The organism is Pontibacter sp. E15-1, from assembly GCF_022601975.1.
In the GTDB taxonomy this organism is placed as follows: domain Bacteria; phylum Bacteroidota; class Bacteroidia; order Cytophagales; family Hymenobacteraceae; genus Pontibacter.
The window spans coordinates 21,640-39,016 of the sequence record NZ_JAKVIR010000027.1; the positions used below are offsets into that span (position 1 = coordinate 21,640).

General features: G+C 52.5%; 19 protein-coding genes. 11 read left to right on the top strand and 8 right to left on the bottom strand.

Going from position 1 to position 17,377, the window contains the following annotated elements; translation table 11 throughout:
- The first annotated feature begins 6 nt into the window (after positions 1–6).
- The 4 genes from MKJ04_RS17760 (at position 7) to MKJ04_RS17775 (ending at position 3,679) form a co-directional block, all read left to right on the top strand.
- The gene (locus tag MKJ04_RS17760) at positions 7–918 is read left to right on the top strand and encodes a M28 family peptidase (RefSeq protein WP_241643010.1); all 912 of its coding nucleotides are present in this window, start codon (positions 7–9) and stop codon (positions 916–918) included.
- A gap of 275 nt (positions 919–1,193) precedes the next feature.
- A complete protein-coding gene (locus MKJ04_RS17765; RefSeq protein WP_241643011.1) occupies positions 1,194–1,961 on the top strand; it encodes an outer membrane beta-barrel protein in 768 nt (255 codons plus the stop codon).
- A 118-nt stretch (positions 1,962–2,079) separates the two neighbouring features.
- On the top strand, positions 2,080–3,099 hold the full coding sequence (locus MKJ04_RS17770; RefSeq protein ID WP_241643012.1) for an SDR family NAD(P)-dependent oxidoreductase: 1,020 nt from the start codon (positions 2,080–2,082) through the stop codon (positions 3,097–3,099).
- Between the two features lie 64 nt (positions 3,100–3,163).
- A complete protein-coding gene (locus MKJ04_RS17775; RefSeq protein WP_241643013.1) occupies positions 3,164–3,679 on the top strand; it encodes an NUDIX domain-containing protein in 516 nt (171 codons plus the stop codon).
- Positions 3,680–3,817: 138 nt separating this feature from the next.
- Here MKJ04_RS17775 and MKJ04_RS17780 read toward each other — a convergent pair whose 3' ends face one another.
- Together MKJ04_RS17780 and MKJ04_RS17785 are read right to left on the bottom strand one after the other, a co-directional pair.
- On the bottom strand, positions 3,818–4,528 hold the full coding sequence (locus MKJ04_RS17780; protein WP_241643014.1) for a hypothetical protein: 711 nt from the start codon (positions 4,526–4,528) through the stop codon (positions 3,818–3,820).
- 54 nt (positions 4,529–4,582) lie between these two features.
- Positions 4,583–6,430, bottom strand: coding sequence for a glycoside hydrolase family 3 protein (locus MKJ04_RS17785; RefSeq protein ID WP_241643015.1), 1,848 nt, complete (start codon positions 6,428–6,430; stop codon positions 4,583–4,585).
- Between the two features lie 227 nt (positions 6,431–6,657).
- On the opposite strand from MKJ04_RS17785, the gene MKJ04_RS17790 reads away from it, so the two are divergent.
- From MKJ04_RS17790 to MKJ04_RS17805, 4 genes are all read left to right on the top strand, one after another.
- Positions 6,658–7,503: a rhomboid family intramembrane serine protease gene (locus tag MKJ04_RS17790; RefSeq protein WP_241643016.1), complete on the top strand. Its 846-nt coding sequence runs from the start codon at positions 6,658–6,660 to the stop codon at positions 7,501–7,503.
- Positions 7,481–8,293 (top strand): TVP38/TMEM64 family protein, encoded by an 813-nt coding sequence (locus tag MKJ04_RS17795; protein ID WP_241643017.1) that lies wholly within the window; start codon positions 7,481–7,483, stop codon positions 8,291–8,293. The genes MKJ04_RS17790 and MKJ04_RS17795 overlap by 23 nt, the downstream gene beginning before the upstream one ends.
- 433 nt (positions 8,294–8,726) lie before the next feature.
- Positions 8,727–9,188 carry a hypothetical protein gene (locus tag MKJ04_RS17800; RefSeq protein ID WP_241643018.1) on the top strand — a complete coding sequence of 154 codons (462 nt, stop codon included), beginning with the start codon at positions 8,727–8,729 and terminating at the stop codon, positions 9,186–9,188.
- Positions 9,189–9,266: 78 nt separating this feature from the next.
- The gene (locus tag MKJ04_RS17805) at positions 9,267–10,112 is read left to right on the top strand and encodes a potassium channel family protein (protein WP_241643019.1); all 846 of its coding nucleotides are present in this window, start codon (positions 9,267–9,269) and stop codon (positions 10,110–10,112) included.
- A gap of 244 nt (positions 10,113–10,356) precedes the next feature.
- Here the strand turns inward: MKJ04_RS17805 and MKJ04_RS17810 are convergent, their stop codons facing one another.
- Positions 10,357–10,548: a hypothetical protein gene (locus MKJ04_RS17810; RefSeq protein ID WP_241643020.1), complete on the bottom strand. Its 192-nt coding sequence runs from the start codon at positions 10,546–10,548 to the stop codon at positions 10,357–10,359.
- Between the two features lie 203 nt (positions 10,549–10,751).
- Here MKJ04_RS17810 and MKJ04_RS17815 point away from each other — a divergent pair, with 203 nt between their 5' ends.
- Positions 10,752–11,705, top strand: coding sequence for a sterol desaturase family protein (locus MKJ04_RS17815; RefSeq protein ID WP_241643021.1), 954 nt, complete (start codon positions 10,752–10,754; stop codon positions 11,703–11,705).
- A 608-nt stretch (positions 11,706–12,313) separates the two neighbouring features.
- Here MKJ04_RS17815 and MKJ04_RS17820 read toward each other — a convergent pair.
- Both MKJ04_RS17820 and MKJ04_RS17825 read right to left on the bottom strand, forming a co-directional pair.
- Positions 12,314–12,751 carry a hypothetical protein gene (locus MKJ04_RS17820; RefSeq protein WP_241643022.1) on the bottom strand — a complete coding sequence of 146 codons (438 nt, stop codon included), beginning with the start codon at positions 12,749–12,751 and terminating at the stop codon, positions 12,314–12,316.
- A 107-nt stretch (positions 12,752–12,858) separates the two neighbouring features.
- A complete protein-coding gene (locus tag MKJ04_RS17825; RefSeq protein WP_241643023.1) occupies positions 12,859–13,908 on the bottom strand; it encodes a nucleoid-associated protein in 1,050 nt (349 codons plus the stop codon).
- A 386-nt stretch (positions 13,909–14,294) separates the two neighbouring features.
- Between MKJ04_RS17825 and MKJ04_RS17830 the strand changes: the two genes are divergently transcribed.
- Positions 14,295–15,020 carry a porin family protein gene (locus MKJ04_RS17830; protein ID WP_241643024.1) on the top strand — a complete coding sequence of 242 codons (726 nt, stop codon included), beginning with the start codon at positions 14,295–14,297 and terminating at the stop codon, positions 15,018–15,020.
- Between the two features lie 87 nt (positions 15,021–15,107).
- Here MKJ04_RS17830 and MKJ04_RS17835 read toward each other — a convergent pair whose 3' ends face one another.
- On the bottom strand, positions 15,108–15,335 hold the full coding sequence (locus MKJ04_RS17835; RefSeq protein ID WP_241643025.1) for a hypothetical protein: 228 nt from the start codon (positions 15,333–15,335) through the stop codon (positions 15,108–15,110).
- A gap of 382 nt (positions 15,336–15,717) precedes the next feature.
- Here MKJ04_RS17835 and MKJ04_RS17840 point away from each other — a divergent pair, with 382 nt between their 5' ends.
- A complete protein-coding gene (locus tag MKJ04_RS17840) occupies positions 15,718–16,080 on the top strand; it encodes a hypothetical protein (RefSeq protein ID WP_241643026.1) in 363 nt (120 codons plus the stop codon).
- Between the two features lie 124 nt (positions 16,081–16,204).
- Here the strand turns inward: MKJ04_RS17840 and MKJ04_RS17845 are convergent, their stop codons facing one another.
- A complete protein-coding gene (locus MKJ04_RS17845) occupies positions 16,205–16,591 on the bottom strand; it encodes a DUF2806 domain-containing protein (RefSeq protein ID WP_241643027.1) in 387 nt (128 codons plus the stop codon).
- A 365-nt stretch (positions 16,592–16,956) separates the two neighbouring features.
- The gene (locus MKJ04_RS17850) at positions 16,957–17,367 is read right to left on the bottom strand and encodes a two-component system response regulator (protein ID WP_241643028.1); all 411 of its coding nucleotides are present in this window, start codon (positions 17,365–17,367) and stop codon (positions 16,957–16,959) included.
- Between the last annotated feature and the right edge of the window lie 10 nt (positions 17,368–17,377).

Consider the following 17,377-nt stretch of genomic DNA (forward strand, 5'->3'; position numbering starts at 1 on the left):
CTTCACATGAAATTACTTACAGCGCTTCTGCTGATGGCTTTGCCTTACCTGGCAGCGGCCCAAAAACAACCGCTGGATCAGGCGCAGTTGCTGCACGACGTGCGGGTGCTCTCCGCTGACTCCATGGAAGGGCGGCTGAGCGGGAGCAAGGGCAGCAAGATGGCGCAGGCCTACATCCTGGGGCGTTTCCGTCAACTTGGGCTGAAGCCGTACGGGCAGGGGTATACCCAGCATTTTAAAATCGAGAATGACAAAAACCCCGTGGTGCAGGCAACCAATCTCATCGCCTACCTGCCCGGAAGCACGGCCAAAGCCATCGTAATCACAGCGCATTATGATCATGTGGGTATCCAGAAAGGGGAGGTGTATAACGGGGCCGACGACAATGCCTCGGGAGTGGGAGCCCTGCTGGCAATAGCGGACTATTTTGCCCGGCACAAGCCGCAGCACACACTTATTTTCGCGGTGCTGGACGGCGAGGAAATGGGGCTTCAGGGAGCAAATGCTTTTCTGGAGAATCCCCCGGTTCCGCTGCATCAACTCCTGCTAAACGTGAACATGGACATGCTCAGCATCAACGATAAAGGTGAGCTATATGCCAGTGGCACATCCCATTACCCGTCGCTGGTGCCGTTCCTGCGTCAGGTAAAGGCGTTGCCGCAGGCCCGGCTGGTGCTTGGCCACGATCTGCCGGAGCAGGGGCACGACGACTGGACCTCCCAGTCAGACCATTTCCAGTTTCACAAGCGCGGCATCCCCTATGTATACTTCGGTGTGGAGGACCATCCGCATTACCACCAGCCTTCTGACACATACGCGCAGGTAAACAAGGCCTTTTACCCGGCTGCAGCTGCCCTTGTGCTGGATTTTGTGCGGATAATGGACAAAAAAGCCTCGCTCTTGCCCGTTAGGCAGTAAAAAATTAATGTTTCCAACAGCGGTGTCCGCATACGCACTCCTATTTACAGTGTCCTCTCCTGAGCGGGGTATAAGCATTAGCTTATTTAGATATAAAGATGAAATAATCGATTTTTGTTCATCCTTATGGCCAACCCGACGTAGAAAGGGGAAACTTCTTCGCAGTAGCGTCCACCGAATAGCGGTATGCAAGCTATGTTTTGTGAGGACTCGGCTATATTTGAATCTTGCGAGGAAGCCTTCATGTACCACTAACCAGTAAACCCTGTCTTGATATGAACAGGAATTTTTACCCTTTCCTTCTGTTTTTTTTCCTGATCAACCTCCATTTCAGTGCTTCCGGCCAATCCATTCTGAGCCGGCGAAGCGGTATCAGCAAAGTGCCGGAGCGGGGCATCGTTATGATGGTGGGAGGCGGCCTGACCGCTGTGAGAAGCAGCATCTGCGGTAGCCCCAGTTGCAACGATTTCGGACCGACGGTAGGTGTGGGGGCGCTGTACAAACTATCCCCATTGCTTGGGGTGAGCGGCCAGCTAGACTATGCCCGCCTAGGCGCCAGCGAGAAAGACCCGCGCCGCCCCCTGGACGTTTCCTTTCGCTCAGAAGTGATTTCTCTTTCCCTGACCGGGGTATATAACCTGCTCGACAGCTACGCTGGCAGCGCCGGGTACCGCTCTACCCGCAAGCGCTTTATAGTGCCATACGCCCGGGCTGGTGTCGGCTTTATTTATTATACCCCTACCTCGTTTCCGGGGCAGGAGCGCCTGAATGATTCTCAGACCACCTACGACCCGGAGAAAAATTATCCGGCTCTGGCCCTGGCCATACCTTTTGGCGGGGGGCTGCGCTTTAGAGTAAACGACGAGTACAGCGTGGCCACCGAGGTAATGTACCATATCACCTCCACCGATTACCTGGATAACATTGGCCCCGAACTGCTGCCTGCTGCCTCCAAAGACCATTATATGCTGGCGGCTGTCAAGCTGATGTATACCCCAAAATTTCAGAACAAGATCTTTTCCAAGAAATACTCCTCCCGCTAAACAGGCTCCTAGTTAGCAGCGCACCAAACCGCTGTGTCGGGCTGCCGTAAAAAAGAGGGCCACAGTGCCTGCACCATCGGCAGTGTGCTCCGGGCGCTCAATTCAAAAATTTATACTTATGAAATCAGACGAAAAGAAGAAGCTGTGGTGGCTGGCCGCCGGTGCGGGTGCCCTGTTGGCCGCCCGGGCCGTGGGCAGAAAAATGACAGCCTACGACTTTAACAATAAAACTGTGCTGATCACGGGCGGCTCGAGGGGGCTGGGGCTGGTGATGGCCCGCCAACTGGCTGCCGAGGGCGCGCGCCTTGTGCTCTGCGCCCGAGATGCCATGGAACTGGAGAATGCCCGCCTGGAACTGGCCGGGAAAGGGGCAGAGGTGCTGGTGCAGCAGTGCGATGTGACGGTTCAGCAGGAAGTGGACGACATGATCACGAACGTGCAGAACGAGTACGCGCCAATAGATGTGCTCATAAACAACGCCGGGGTGATCCATGCCGGGCCCGTGGCGGAAATGACGGTGGAGGATTTCGATGAGGCAATCAAAACGCATTATTGGGGGCCCATTTATACCATACTGGCGGTATTACCTGCCATGAAAGCGCGCGGCGAGGGGATGATCCTGAACGTGGCCTCCATCGGTGGCATCATCAGCGTGCCTCACCTGGTTCCTTACAGCGCGAGCAAGTTTGCGCTGGTCGGGTTGTCTGAGGGCCTGCGGGCCGAGCTGAAGCAGTATAACATAAAGGTAACCACGGCCACGCCCGGCCTTATCCAAACCGGAAGCCCAGGCCATGCCATCATGAAAGGGCAGCATAAAAAGGAATATGCGCTGTTTAAGATCATGGACTCCAGCCCGCTGACCTCTGTGAGCGCGGAGGCGACGGCCCGCAAGATACTGGATGCCCTGCGCCACGGCGACGCACAGGTAACGACCACGCTGCCCGCGCGGCTGGGGGCTTTGCTTCACGGCTTGTCCCCGGAGTTTATGACGGATATGTTCGGGTTGATGAACCGGTGGCTGCCCGGCGAGGGCGGGATCGGCAAGCAAAGGACAACTGGCAGCGAAAGCGAGTCGGCGCTGTCGGAGTCTTTCCTAACCAAACGGACACAGCAGGCGGCACAGCGCAACAACGAATAACGCAGTGCACGCATCAGAATGTACTTCATTGCCGGGTATATACCCCACCAAGTTTAAGGATATCATGGAAATCAAGAAAAAAGAGCGCGTTTACGACGGCTATTTCAAAATAAACAAACTGACGGTTGCGCAAAACGGGCATACCTTCACGCGCGAGCAGTTTGACCGGGGCCACGCTGTTGCCGCGCTGGTGTATGATACTGAGAAGAAGGAGTATATCCTGACAAGGCAGTTCAGGGTGGGGCCTGAGTCGGAGTTGGTAGAGGTGGTGGCCGGTATGATTGACGCGGGCGAGACACCCGAGGAAAGCATTAGGCGCGAGATAGAGGAGGAAATCGGATACCACGTAAACCGGCTGCAGCACCTGCACACCTTTTACTCCTCGCCGGGCGGCACAACCGAGAAAGTGGAGCTGTATTTTGCCGAGGTATCCCGGCAACACGCCACCGGAGGAGGCAACCCACATGAGCACGAGCAAATAGAAATTGTGCGCTATACCGAAGCGGAACTGGATGCACTTGTAACGGCAGATGCCAAAACCATCATCGCGCAGCAATGGGCAAAGCTGCACCGCAGGTAAGCCTGCCAGCCCGGTATATAAATCAAAAGCGCGAGGCTGGGACTAAACCGGCTTCGCGCTTCTGATTTATATGCAGTTTTGTGATAAACGTAGCTTTAGGCACTCCGCAATACTTGCGTTGAAAGGATTACAGTGCATTTATTGGCTACTGCCGCGCAGCATGCTCTGGGTGTCGGCAGCGCCCTCCAGGGTCAGGTACTCTGCCTGCAGGGTCCGGATTTTGAGCTTGTCGCCGGTTCTCAGCTTGCTATCCACTTCGCGGAGGCGTTGGTTCAGCTTGCTGTATACATAGTCCACGTAGTCCCAATCATCCTGGGTCCAGTTGCGGCGCTTTATTCTTACCTCACCCATAAAGGTCAGGTAAGCCTCCCGCAGATTCTGAGGCTGTACATTGTCCAGATCCTTGTACTCCCGCAGTAGTTGTTGCTGCCATTCCATCGTTTTGGCGGGTTGCAGGGGCTGCAGTTGGCGGCGCTCCTGGCGCTCTTCCCAGCGGTTGTAGCGGTCCTGCAGGTTTCTGTATTCATCTTTGGAGCTTGCCGAAAGGCTGTCGAATTTCTGCTCCAGCCGGGCGTTCCGCTCCCGAAGCTCATCGCGCACGGCAGGCCACTCGCGGCGTATGGCCGTGTCTCCCTTCTCCGATTGCCGGTTTAGCCAGGTTCTGAACTCCTCCAGCTCATCCTCAGCGGTCCGGCCAGTTTTCACCACGTGGGCAGTGTCGCGGGTGTCGTTGGCTTCCACGGTTATCTCCTCCGTGCCCTCAACCTGCCGACGGCCCTCACAACCTATAAGCCCGATGCCCAGGCTTGCCATGGCGGTAGTATAGATAATAGAGCTTAAATTATTCATAGTGACTGAAATTTTTGAACATTCTTTTCTTACGGAAAGCGGTAGCCAAAGATATTAGGGGACCTGGAGTATGGGCACATCCTTACTTATCCCATCGCCATACCGGTAATATTTATTGACCGTGACCGACAGCTTACCTCGCGCCGGGATGTTGCCGAAAATCAGGTTAACGGCCGCCTCCTGCGCATGGAAGTGGGGCTGATAGGCCAGAACCAGGGCACGGCTTTTCTCTATCTCCGGAAACTGGTTCAGGGCATAGGCATTGTCGAACAATGTGATCACCGCTTTGTTGGCGTTAGCCAGTTTCGTTACCAGCCCCGCCGCCTCTTTGGTATAACCCAGGTTGTTGCTTGGCCGGATGCTCGGGCCGTAAAGCCCGACCAGCACCACATCATACGCCTGCAGCTTCTGCCACATTGTAGCGGCCTCTTTTGCCGTGGCCTTCCGCGACAGGATATAGTCGGTGGTGGTGGCCTTCTCTTTGATCAGCCGCTGGAAGGCCGTTGTGTTCCTTGCCCCAATGGAGAGGGTGGCGATGCGCGTCTTGCGGCGTTGGCGCACCGGAAGCATGCCTTTCTGGTTGTTCAGGAGGGTAATGGCCGCCTGGGCAATTGCGTGGTTTATACTGTCGGCTGCCGGCGTGTTGAGGTCGGTATACAGATTGGTGAGCTCAATGGGTTTATACTTGTCCAGGCCCACCCACTGCTTGGCAGCCAACACTCGTTTGCAGCGGTAGTCAATATCTTCCTGTGAGAGATCTCCGCGGGCAATGGCGGCTTTTATCGCCTTGATGGCCACAGGCACGCTTTTGAGGCGCTCGATCACGTCGTTGCCCGCCATCAGGGCCCGGGCCTCGGCCTCACCGGGCGGGAAATACTTCGTGACGCCCTTCATCACCATGGCATCCGTGAAGATCAAGCCCTGAAATCCCAGCTCTTTTTTGAGCAAGCCCCCCACGATGGGTCTGGAAAGCGTGGAGGGCAGGTTCGCCGCAGAGTCTAGGCGTGGGATGTGCATGTGCGCCACCATGATACCGCCCAGCCCATGGTCGATCAGCTCCCGGAAGGGGTATAGCTCCAGAGAGTCAAGCCGCTGCCTGTCGAAGGGTATAACGGGCAGGTCGAGATGCGAGTCAACGTCGGTGTCGCCGTGGCCCGGAAAGTGCTTGGCCACCGCCACGATGTCGTTTTCCTGCATTCCCTGCATAAAAGCAAGGCTTTTGCCGGTCACGTCCTGCCGGTTCTCGCCAAAAGACCGGTAACTGATGATCGGGTTGTTGGGGTTGTTGTTGATGTCGGCCACGGGTGCGAAGTTCACGTGCATGCCGAGCCGCTTGAACTCAGCCGCGATCTGCGCCCCCATGCCATAGATCAGGCCATTGTCGGCCACAGCCCCCAGCATCTGCTGAAAGGGATACTGCACGGTGCTGTCGAGGCGCATGCCTACGCCCGTCTCAGCATCCATCGAGATGAGGAGGGGCACCTTGGCCGCCGCCTGATAGCTGTTGGTGAGCTTTGCCTGCCGCACCGGCCCTCCCTGGAAGAAGATTATCCCGCCCACCTTATAGCGTTTGATCAGTCGCATCACGTCCGCCTCATAAGCCGGGCCCTGATTGGAGAAAGCCTCGATGATGATGAGCTGGGCAATGCGCTCGTCCGGAGTCAGGGACCTGAACACAGAGTCGACCCAGTAGGAGTCCGGTTCCTGCAGCGCATCGATCAGCGACATAGGCCGTGCGTACGGCACCCGCTCCATCGCGAGCACTCCCTGCGGCTGCGCCACGACTGCATGCTGCCTGCTGTCGGAGGGGCCGTTGCAGGAGAGCAGGATCCACGGCAGCAGCGCAAGCGCCGGTAGCCAGCGGAGAAGAGGTATAAAAAAGTGGTTCTGTAGATGGGGCATAGTACGATTTAAACGTCGGTTCTTAAGGTTTCGTGCGCTTTTAGGTCGTGCCTTGCTGCGTTCTGACAAAAGTAGGCAGGATTTGCTGCGCCACCCGCGACACAAGGCAGGAAGCCACTACTTTACGACAGTAAGCGGAAAGTAGCTGCAGTTTAACGTGCCGTTTTTGTTTAGAAACTTTATCTTTCCCGAAAATGAGCGCGTTAAGACGGCTCCTGACCATACCCATGCCTATATTTTTATCCGACCCTTACACCGACGAACTGCGCGACGAGCAAACGCATTTTGGGTATAGCTTCCTGCCGGGAGCTCTCTTTGCGGCCCTCCTGGCGCTGATCAGCTTGCTCACGTTTCTGACGGGCGCCAACCTGACCTGGCTTGGCATCTTGCCCCGCAATTTCTTTGGCCTGATTGGGATCGTGACCGGGCCACTTATACATAGTGGGCTGCTGCACCTGCTTTCGAATGCCTTTCCGTTGGTGCTTCTGTCGGGGTTCATCCTTTTTTTGCACCGCCGGTTGGCCACCCGCGTGTTTCTGCTGGTCTATTTGCTGAGCGGGGCCCTGACCTGGCTAATCGGGAGGCAGGCGTACCACGTGGGGGCGAGCGGATTGGTGTATGGCCTGGCGGGTTTCCTGCTGTTCAATGGCTTCCTGCGGCAAAACCGCGGGGCGATGGCCGTCTCGCTGGCAGTGCTTTTTTTGTATAGCGGCCTGTTCTACGGCCTGTTCCCGAACGAAGAGCAGGTATCCTGGGAGGGGCACGTGTCGGGGTTGGTGGCCGGGTTGGTGGCGGCGGTCGTGTATGGCGAGGGTAGAAAAAAGCCTGCAGCCCACCCACCGATCGCGCCGGATGTGGTGCAGCGCCACATGAGCAACACCATGGGCAGGCACTACCACTATTTTGGTATACAGTACACCGTGCGCCCGGACCAGCCCGGGCAAGGGAGGCAGTACACTTATTTGCTGAACACGGCGACAAGCACGGGACAAACACCAACCCAGCAGGCCGCGGCTGCGTCTAACAGATGGATATCAGCAAATAAGTACCATGACCGAAAAAAAACAGGATGAGCAGCGTCTGAAGAAACAGCAGCAGCACATCCGCGGAAATTACCAGCATCAGCCAGAGCTCACTACCGAAAATACTGTAGATCACAAGGGAAAGAACCAGGACGAGATAAAGGAGAGCAAGTGGCCCCTGATCATCACGGGCTTGCTGCTGGCTGCGGGAGTTGCCGCCTACTTTGTATTTCCGGGTTTTCAGCAGGGCGTGCAGCATGGCTGGGACGTGCTGACAAGCGGCGATGAAAAGCGTATCTCACAATGGGTGAGCCAGTTTGGATACTGGGGACCTTTCTTTATCGTACTGGCAATGGTGGCCCAGATGTTTTTGCTCGTGATAAACGTGGTGGCCCTGATGCTGGTGGCGATCATCGCGTATGGGCAGTTCTGGGGATCGCTGATAGCCATTGCCGCAGTGGCGGTGGCCTCGTCTATCGGCTACTGGATAGGGCACGGTGTGGGCGAGGTTGGGGTAGGCAAGCTGATCGGGCAGAAAACAGAGCGCAAGGTGACGGGTTTTGTGGACCGTTATGGCATTTGGGCCGTGATGATTGCCCGTATCTCGCCGTTTCTGTCGAACGATGCTGTGAGTTTTGTGGCAGGCCTCGCCAAAATGGGGTACTTTAAGTTTATGGCGGCCACACTGGCTGGCATCGTGCCCCTGACGGTACTGCTAGCCTGGCTCGGGGAAAACAACGAGCGACTAAAATCCGGCCTGATCTGGGTATCCGCGGTGAGTTTAGGGGCCTTCGTCGGGTATATCGTCTACGACAAGTATATCCGGAAAAGCAATTCCTGAAAGCGTGTGCGTTAGTCGGCTACACCTCTCTGGCCACAAAATTGGCAACTACCGCCTTGGCGTAAATTGGGTATAGAATCGAATATCCCGGAGGCAGAAAGAAATGTTCCACAGACACCACTTTGGTTTCAACAGATTATCCGGGCGGTGAGTGAGTGACTAATTTTTTTAGCTATATAGGTATGGGGTAGTATTAAAACTAAAACATATAGCATATACCACATTAATATTATAGTATATTATTATACAAAAACTGTAATATGCTTTGTTTTTAGCTAAAAATGCCCTTTCGGGCCATTAGCGGTATAAAAGATAACCATTCAGGTTGGCTGTCGTTTAAGCGGGTTATTGTTAACGAAAACGATGTTCCACGAAACGACAACCAATGTTCAGGACAAAATTACTCGCAGCCTTGATTTCCATTATGGTAGCTTTGGCTGAAGAATTTTCCTTATTTACCCCAGAACCCACAACACCACTTACTGAAGAGATTCATACGTCCCTGAAGCTTAAAGCCCCGGACCGAAGCATAGAAGCCCTGCCCCAGCCTGCCACCACCGAAACCATGACTGTTTCCGCATCCGTGTACTTCCCGGTGCCGGGCCAGACGGATGAGACGCCTTTTATCACCGCCGACGGGTCGCGCATCAATCAGAATAACCCAAAGAAGCACCGCTGGATCGCTGTCTCGCGGGACCTGCACAGCCGCTGGGGAGGCGACATCAGTTACGGAGACTCCCTTATGGTGACGGGGGTATCCAAGAAACTGGACGGCCTCTACATTGTGCGCGACATCATGAACAAGCGCATCCGCAACCGCATCGACATACTGGTAGGTGAGAAAGACAAGGTGATGGGCTACTGGAAGGATGTGAAAATTGCCAAATTAAACTAATCTCCCCCAACCTCAGAAACGAACTGCCCCCCTTGCCGTACCCTATCCTTAGCCGCAAAGCGGTGAAACAACAGAGATATGGGGGACAAGAAGCTACCGGTTGAACCGGAAAAACAGGAACTGGAACACGAGCGCTACGAGCTGCTGAACAGGATAGAGGACGCGCTGGAGCTGCCCATGATTTTGTTGGGCTTTATATGGCTGATCCTGCTCGTTGTAGAATTTATTTCAGGGCTTAGCACGGTGCTGCAACTCATCAGCAATACTATCTGGGGGATTTTCATCCTCGACTTTCTCCTTAAGCTTATACTGGCTCCGCACAAGCTGCTCTTTCTGAAGCGCAACGTGCTGACCACTATCTCGCTGTTTGTGCCCGCGCTGCGGCTCTTCCGCATTACGCGTGCCTTTCGGCTCATCAGCACAGTGCGGGCCACCCGTGGGCTGCGCCTCGTGAAGGTGGTTGGATCGATTAACAGGGGTATGCGCAGCCTGACCAAAACCATGTCGAGGCGGGCGTTCGGCTACGTGGCTGCCCTTACACTGGTGGTGGTAGTGGCTGGTGCCGCTGGCATGTATGCGCTGGAAAATGAGCACGGCCTCAAGACCTACGGTGAGTCGGTGTGGTGGACGGTGATGCTACTGACCTCTATCGGAAGCGACTATTTTCCGGTAACCCCGGAGGGGCGCGTGCTGTGTCTGCTGCTGGCTATGTATGGCTTTGCTGTGTTCGGCTACTTCACCGCCACACTGGCCACTTTCTTTATCGACCGCGATGCCGGAAGCGATGATGCCGAGGTGGTGGGCACGCGACAGGTGAAAGCACTGCATGAAGAAATAAAGCTGCTGCGCGATGAGCTGAAGGTAGTGCTCAACCAACAGGAACAGCATCCCTCAAACCAAGGCCAAAACTCCGGGGAGGCATAACACTGCCTTTATACATAGGCGATGCTCACCCAAGTAAGTCGGTTTCATTAATTTCAGCCCTGAAACATATATAAGGTAGTATAAAGAATGGTGCGGTTGTTGTGCAATGCGGCTGTATGGATTATTTTAACGAGAACATTAGAAAAGTATTCTGACGACACCTTGTAGTGAAGTTTGCTTCATCGATGACGATCGCCAGGTTTTCCTAACTGTGTGAGGGTTGGAGTCCTTGTTCCCGGGCCCTTTAGTTGCTATACTCTTTGAGTATCTCAAACCCCTCCTGATCGTTTTGAGCCTCTACCACTTCGTTTATCACAAACTGAATCTCTTCCTCTGTCCAGTTCTCTTTTTCAGCCGCTTTCACAAACACGTCGAGCGCCCCGAAACGGGAGCCCCGCGCCGGGACAGTTGCCTTCACTTTTTTTCGGATGCGCATATACCTATAGCTTTTTGTGCAAATGTACAAAAGCAAATTATTTTATCGATAAGCCATTGGATCGCTATTTTCTGTGTTTAGCCGCCGAATCCGTCTGGCCACATGGTTTATTTGCGTAGATGGCCGTTTTGGCCTGTTTAGGAATTAACCCTTTGCGCAATTGGCCGTTCATTAGACTTTAGCCAACCAGCGAACACACACCTATGGAAAAACAGCTTTTTACCTTTGATGATTTGCAGCACCTCAACGACCTGACGATTATGCACTATGCCATACCGGTGATCGTGCTGTCGGTAGTGGGGGAGTGGCTGGTGGGGGTATACCGGAAGCGAAACTCCTACCACAAAACCGAGTTCATGTCGGCCCTGACCATTGGCGCCGTGAACACGGTGCTGAGCGGTGTGCTGAAGGTATGGCTCTTTAGTGTGGCCCTGGTAATTTATAATGCTGTGCCCTGGGCTATGCCGCGCACGTGGTGGGGCTTTGTGGTGTGCTTCGTAGCCGTCGACTTCTGCCGATACTGGGCGCACCGCATTGCGCACGAACAGCGTTTCTGGTGGGCCACACACGTTACGCACCACTCTTCCGAGCGCATGAACTTCTCCGTTTCGTTCCGCACCAGCTGGACGCAGCACATCAAGTTCATCTTTTTCCTGCCTGTGCCCTTGCTGGGCATTGACCCGTTTACGTTTTTTATATGCCACCAGGTGGCGGTGCTCTACCAGTTTTTCGTGCACACCGAGCTCGTGAAAAAACTCCCTGCACCCATCGAGTATATCTTCGTGACGCCCTCACACCACTGCGTTCACCATGGCTCTAACCCACAGTACATCGACAAAAACTACGGCTCCACGTTCATCATCTGGGACCGGATGTTTGGCACCTTTGAGCCAGAGGTGGAAACGCCCAAGTATGGCCTGACCAAACCCGTTACCTCATTCAACCCGATCTACCTGGTTTTCCATGAGTGGGTGGATATCGTTAAAGACCTGAGGCATACCAAATCGGTGGGGGAGGTATACCGGCTCCTGTTTTACCCGCCAGGGGCTGTTGTAACAGAGCACCAGCGGCAGAGCCTACTGCAGGAGCAACCAGAGGTGGAAAGAAGCATCGAGCGGCCCGTTTTTGAAACAGCAGATACCGCAGAAGCGGTATAAAAATTATCCCGGATTAGAACAAGGAGGGCAGAGTATATACCCTGCCCTCCTTGTTCTTTTGATTCTGTCCAGCCGCAGCGGGGATAATGCACTGCGTTTTCAGGAGCCCTTCGAGTCAGCTTCTCCTGCCTGTATGGATACCGAAGGCGTGGCTGAAAACCATGCAAATGTGAAATGTTCCTTCAACGGCCCTATGGCGTATCCGACGAACCTGATATTTTGGATATGAATATGAAAGAGTTTGATCGGGAAAGACCTGCAATAAGGCTGACCAGACGGATGATTCTGACTTAAGCTATAATCCAGATTTCAGTCATAGTTGCAGCGAAACAGTAGTTATATATCACAGGACTTTCGCAAAGCTGCCCTTGTTGCGTCTTTTGACCAAACGGCAGGCTGCAGACTGCTTTCGCTCCGTGTTTCGATTTGATGCGAAAGTCCTGGAAGTGATTCCATAACCTGCTATAGATGTTTTGCTGTATGTATGGAGGTTTGAGAGTTCATATATGAAGAAGCCATTGCTAGGGGTTGATGCGAGGTGACGGCAAAAAAAAGAGCCACATCGTGTGGCTCCGGGTTGTTTGGTGAACGGTGCAGTGGTATAGGGATCAATAGCTTTCCTGGTGCGTGGCACCGGGCTGGCTCGGATTGCTCTGTGCCTCGCGCGGCACGCCCATTTTTTCCTCGCGGCGTTGTTGGTACTGCTGAAACTGGATCGGCGATAGCACATCCTTCAGTTGTGAAAGCCGGGTCTGGCTGATCATGTCCATCTGCTGCACAATCAGGCGGGGCTCTTTTTTGTATTTCTGCTTTGCGGCCTCGGCGCTTTGCATGCTGGTGCGGTTAATCGACCTAATCTTGCTCGTCTGCTCCGGGGTCAGGCGCAGGTTGCGGGCCATTCCTGCTGTGATCTCATCGGCACGCTGCTCCAATGACTTCTGCGCTGGCTGTGTGGTGGCCTTTGCAGGTTGTTTGGCACCGGTAGTCTGGGCAAACCCGGCGAAGGTGGCAAAGGTAAATACAAAGGCTAAGGCTATTTTCTTCATAAGGCTGTCTCTTCAATCTGGTGCGTCAAAACAATTATCGTTCCGAATTCTGCTTCCTAAGGCTTCTTAACCCGGCTGCACCGACTTTAGTTCTGAAATGGTAAACGCTAGCTCTCGCTATGAAAGTATACTTTGTAAAAATGCATCCCGCGTTCGTTGTCGAAGCCGCGCTCCACGTACTGCTCGCTTTGTTCGGGGTTATGGCCGCTAAACTTGATCTCTATCTGAGTGTCGAGCTTGATGAAGTTCCGGAATTTTCGCTTCATGTTGCGCACGGTGTTTTTGTTGATGGCAAAGTCGGTAAAACCCTCAATGTCGCGCTCTTCGGCAAAGGCCTGGCTGTAGTTTTTGAAGCGCTCCTTGGTTTCGGGCTCGTCTATCACGCTGCTGGTAAACTCCTCCAGGTCAAACATCTCGCTCTTGGAGAAGTAATCCACTGATTTGCTCATAAACTCCACCTGCGCTTTCTTGCTCTCGGTGCGGGCAAACACCTCCTCCGAAAAGTCTTTGCAGAGATTGAGCACAGCCTTGGTCGTGAAGTTGGTGTCCTTGAGCTCGGCCACGTTCAGGAAATCCTCTTTCCAGAACAGGGCATCGGTGCTGTTGGCATCTACCAGCTTTACCCGAAACCCGTCTTCCGCCTCCATGTTGAAGATCATGCAGCCCTTGTCCACGCTCTTCAGGTTCACGCCCGAGTGGTAGTTCACGTTCAGGTCATCGTCTCCGTCCTGAAAAGTAAGGAACGTGTCCTTGTTCTCGGATTTAAAGATGCCCACCGCTTCCACAAACTCGTCTTCCATCAAACATCCGGCAAAGTGCACCACATACAGCTCCCCGCTCTTCACCTTCGGGTGATCCGACTGTGCATAGAGGTGGTTGAGGATATGGATGGAGTACTCAAAAAACTTCGCCGGGTCGCTGAAGATAAGGGCCGAGTAGGCAAACATCTCGTTCAGGGCAATGTCGGAGGTATGGGTGAACCGGAAGAACTCCTCCTGCTTGAAGGGCGCCAGAAAATAGTTCAGCAGCAGGTCGTTCAGCTGCTCGTCCCGTAGGTCCACCGTTTCTTTCGACGCAACTACGCCTTCTTCTTTGGCTTTATTCCCGACCCGGTGCACGGCCAGTTGCTTCAGGCGCACCTGTGTTTTTTCGCTCATAGCTACATCCATCTGTTTCGGGTGCAAAGCTACTATTTTAATTTTTTTGCCGCTGCTTTCTTCTTGCTATTGCATCCGCTTTCCCCGGCCCCACACTCTATATGTATGGGAGAAAAGTTGACGATGGTTTGGCTGAAGCAAATGCCGGATTTTTTACAAGTATTCTGCATAGCCTATACATGATTACGCATAAATGTAAACCATTAGTAGCGTTTTCTGGCTACACACATAAAAGTATATTTAGATAAATAACTGATAATCAGATTTATGTTTTTGGGATTCGGCTTAATTATGTAAAAAGTGAGTTTTTGGCATGGTATTTCCTTTCTGCACCCACAAGCAGCGCAGCTTATCCTATAACAGAGTTTGGTTTAAAGAATCCGATCATGAAAAAGATATTTTTACTTATGGCAGCAGGGCTGGGCTTCATGCTGAATGATGCCGCTGCACAAAGCCAGAACAGGTATAACAGCGGCAGACCGCAGGCACAAGTCACGTCTGTCTCGCCAGTTCGTTTTGGGGTGAGGGCCGGCTTAAACGTGGCCGACTGGGAAGGTGAAACAATGCAAAGCGTGCAGGATCTGGCCGACAGGACCAATGGCACCGTGGCGCAGCGGTCGCGGACGGGCTTCCATGTAGGGGGGTATGTTTCCATACCTGTGCTGCCGGGGTTCGAAATTGAGCCAGGGCTGCAGTACTCGCAGAAAGGAACCGTGTTGCATGGCAAAATACCGGTGGAGGAGCTGGACTTCTTGAACACGAATGTGACCATCACGAACAAAGCCGAGTATATAGACCTGCCTGTGTTGGCAAAGGTATACATTGGCGAGGGTTTCCATGTATTTGCGGGGCCGCAGGTGTCATACCTCGTTTCTAACAAGGTGAAAACCCAGGCGGGCGCTTTGGGCTTTAATGCCCTGAACCGCGAGTTTGATATAAAGAACCAGGTACGAGAGGTGGATGTGGCCGTGACGGGCGGTTTGGGGTATAAGTTCGCCAGCGGCTTCAACATCAGCGCTGGCTACGACTATGGCCTGAACACTGTAGATAAAAACGGGAGCTTCGACACCTTTAACAGGGTGGTAAAAGCCTCCATCGGGTATTCGTTCTAAAGGAGAATAAATATTGTTTGTGTTAATAGATCAGGCTAAAGCTTTGCGGTAGCCTGATTTTTTTTATACCCTCGTGGCTGCGTGTGTCTAGTGGTGATGGTGATGATCGTGGTCGTCGGGGGTACTGTTGTAGTTGACAATGGTGCCCAGCACAAAGAACACAATCCAGCACAGGTATAGCGCCTCGAAGTTCTGTACGGCCTTCCCAATCAGCAGCAGTATAATGTTTGCCACCACCGTCATGACCAGGCCCGTGGCCGCTACAAACTGGTATGAGTTCATCTCCCGGGGGTCATATATTTTTGTGAGTTTCATAAGCGGGTTGCGTTGGTACTTTGCTATTCAGCCAAACGAATTTTTCGCGACAGTGGTGCCATTGGCATCAAATTACTTGCAAAGATAAAAAACCGGGGCTCGGTTTAGCAAGTGGCCTGCTTTTTCCCAGGGTCTGGGGAGACTTTTTAACTCATCCATATCCACGATATACCCCGAGGGCTTCGCCAAATTAGAAATTAAGAATTAGGCATAAAGGCCATTTCTGTGCATATAAAAACAAACACTAATTCTGGTAATTAAATTGGTCGAGTATTGGGTCAACCCGAATAGCGCGCCAGGACGGCTTGAAGAAGGAACGGCTGGCTTCAGAACATGTGCTTCGGCGGCGCGTATACCTCTACAGTATCAAAAGATTCGAACCATGAGCGATAAAGCAGAAGATCAGGAAAAAACTCCTGATAATATCAATAACGATTACCGTGAACGTGTGGGTATGGGAAATCACCCGGACCCATCCGCAAAGCGTAACATTGGCCCTAACGGCGAAACCGAGCGCCCGAACCATAAAGACAAATTAGAGAATCTCCACATTGGTGGAAACGAGACGACGGGCTATGGCGCGAACGATCCAAAAAGCACTGAGTCGTTTGCGCAGGGACCGGGCTTTGAGTTTGAAGGCAGCGATACCGGTATGGACGACAACGTGGCCGGGATCCGGCGCGGCGACCAGCCTTTAGGAGAAGACAAAGAGGAGCCAGACGACGCGGATTACAGCCGTCGCTAATCAACTTTGTTGAGTACACAACAACTAAAAGAAAAGGGGAGCCAAATGGCTCCCCTTTTCTTTTTATGGGTATAAGGTATAAATGCGGTCGATTATTCTATAGCGGCCCGAGGGTTGCTCAATATTATTTCTTAAAAACCACGGCCACAAACTTGGCTTGGTCAAACTCCTGCTTGGCGTCAAAATAAACCTCCTGCTGCTTCGGCGTCAACAAAGTCGTAAGCGCTTCCTCGTAAGCCAGCTCTAATTTCTCCATTTCCTCTTTCAGCTTAACATCCTGTGCTTCGTACGTCTGTACCAAAGCATCTATTTTAGCCAGGTGGCCCCGATTGAGTTCTTTTAGTTTTATATACCCCAACTCATTGAGGTGCAGCTCGCGCGCCATCGTGCGAGTAATCTCAGTGCAGGCCGCCTCAACTCTGGCGTTAATAGGGCCACCAATAGTAGCTTGGGCAGATGCGTTAGCGACAAATAAAATTGATACGAAAGCGAAGAGTAAAAACTTTTTCATGGGTAGGTATAAGTTAAGTATAAAATCAGTACAACTATAAATCAGAATATATAAATATTGTGTTAGTTGAATTGAAATACGGACCTACACCTTTATGGTTGTATAATGCAAATAAAAAAAATAAAAGTTATGCTTATTGCCCTAGTTATTGTATAAGTTAAATAATATATATACTAAAACAAATATAAAGCTTTGCGTTGCTGTAACGCCTATATCTTTTCAAATGTGCAGCTAAATGATGAACAGGAAATCGGGAAAGGAGAGACTAAAAAAAATTAGAGTACGCGATAAAACGTATACCCGTGTATAGACATTGTTAAGAAGGGGCAATGGGGTATGGAGGGGTGAGGGGAGGAGGAGAGCGCTTAGCTAACGAGGTAATCCTCGCGGATGATGTTGAGGATCTCCGGTGATAGGGGCTTGGAGAAAAACTCTTTTACTTCCTGGATGCTTTTGGCAGTGAGGATATCTTTTCTGTCCACTGCGGAGGAAAGCATGAACAGCAGGCAATGCGAAGTTGTGTCAGGAGAAAGTTTCCGGTACTCGTCGATAAACGTCCAGCCGTTCATGCCGGGCATGTTTATATCCAGAAAAATAAGGTCTGGGAAGTGCGCCTGGCCCTTGGAGGATTCCTGCTGCAAGTAATTTAAAGCGTCCTCGGCCCATTCAAAGCTGATGATCTCCTGAGCAAAGCCTTCGTTGCGTATAATGCTCTCGCAAACAAAATTGTTTACCTGATCATCATCTATTAGTATTACCTTCTTTAATATACTCATTACTGAAAAA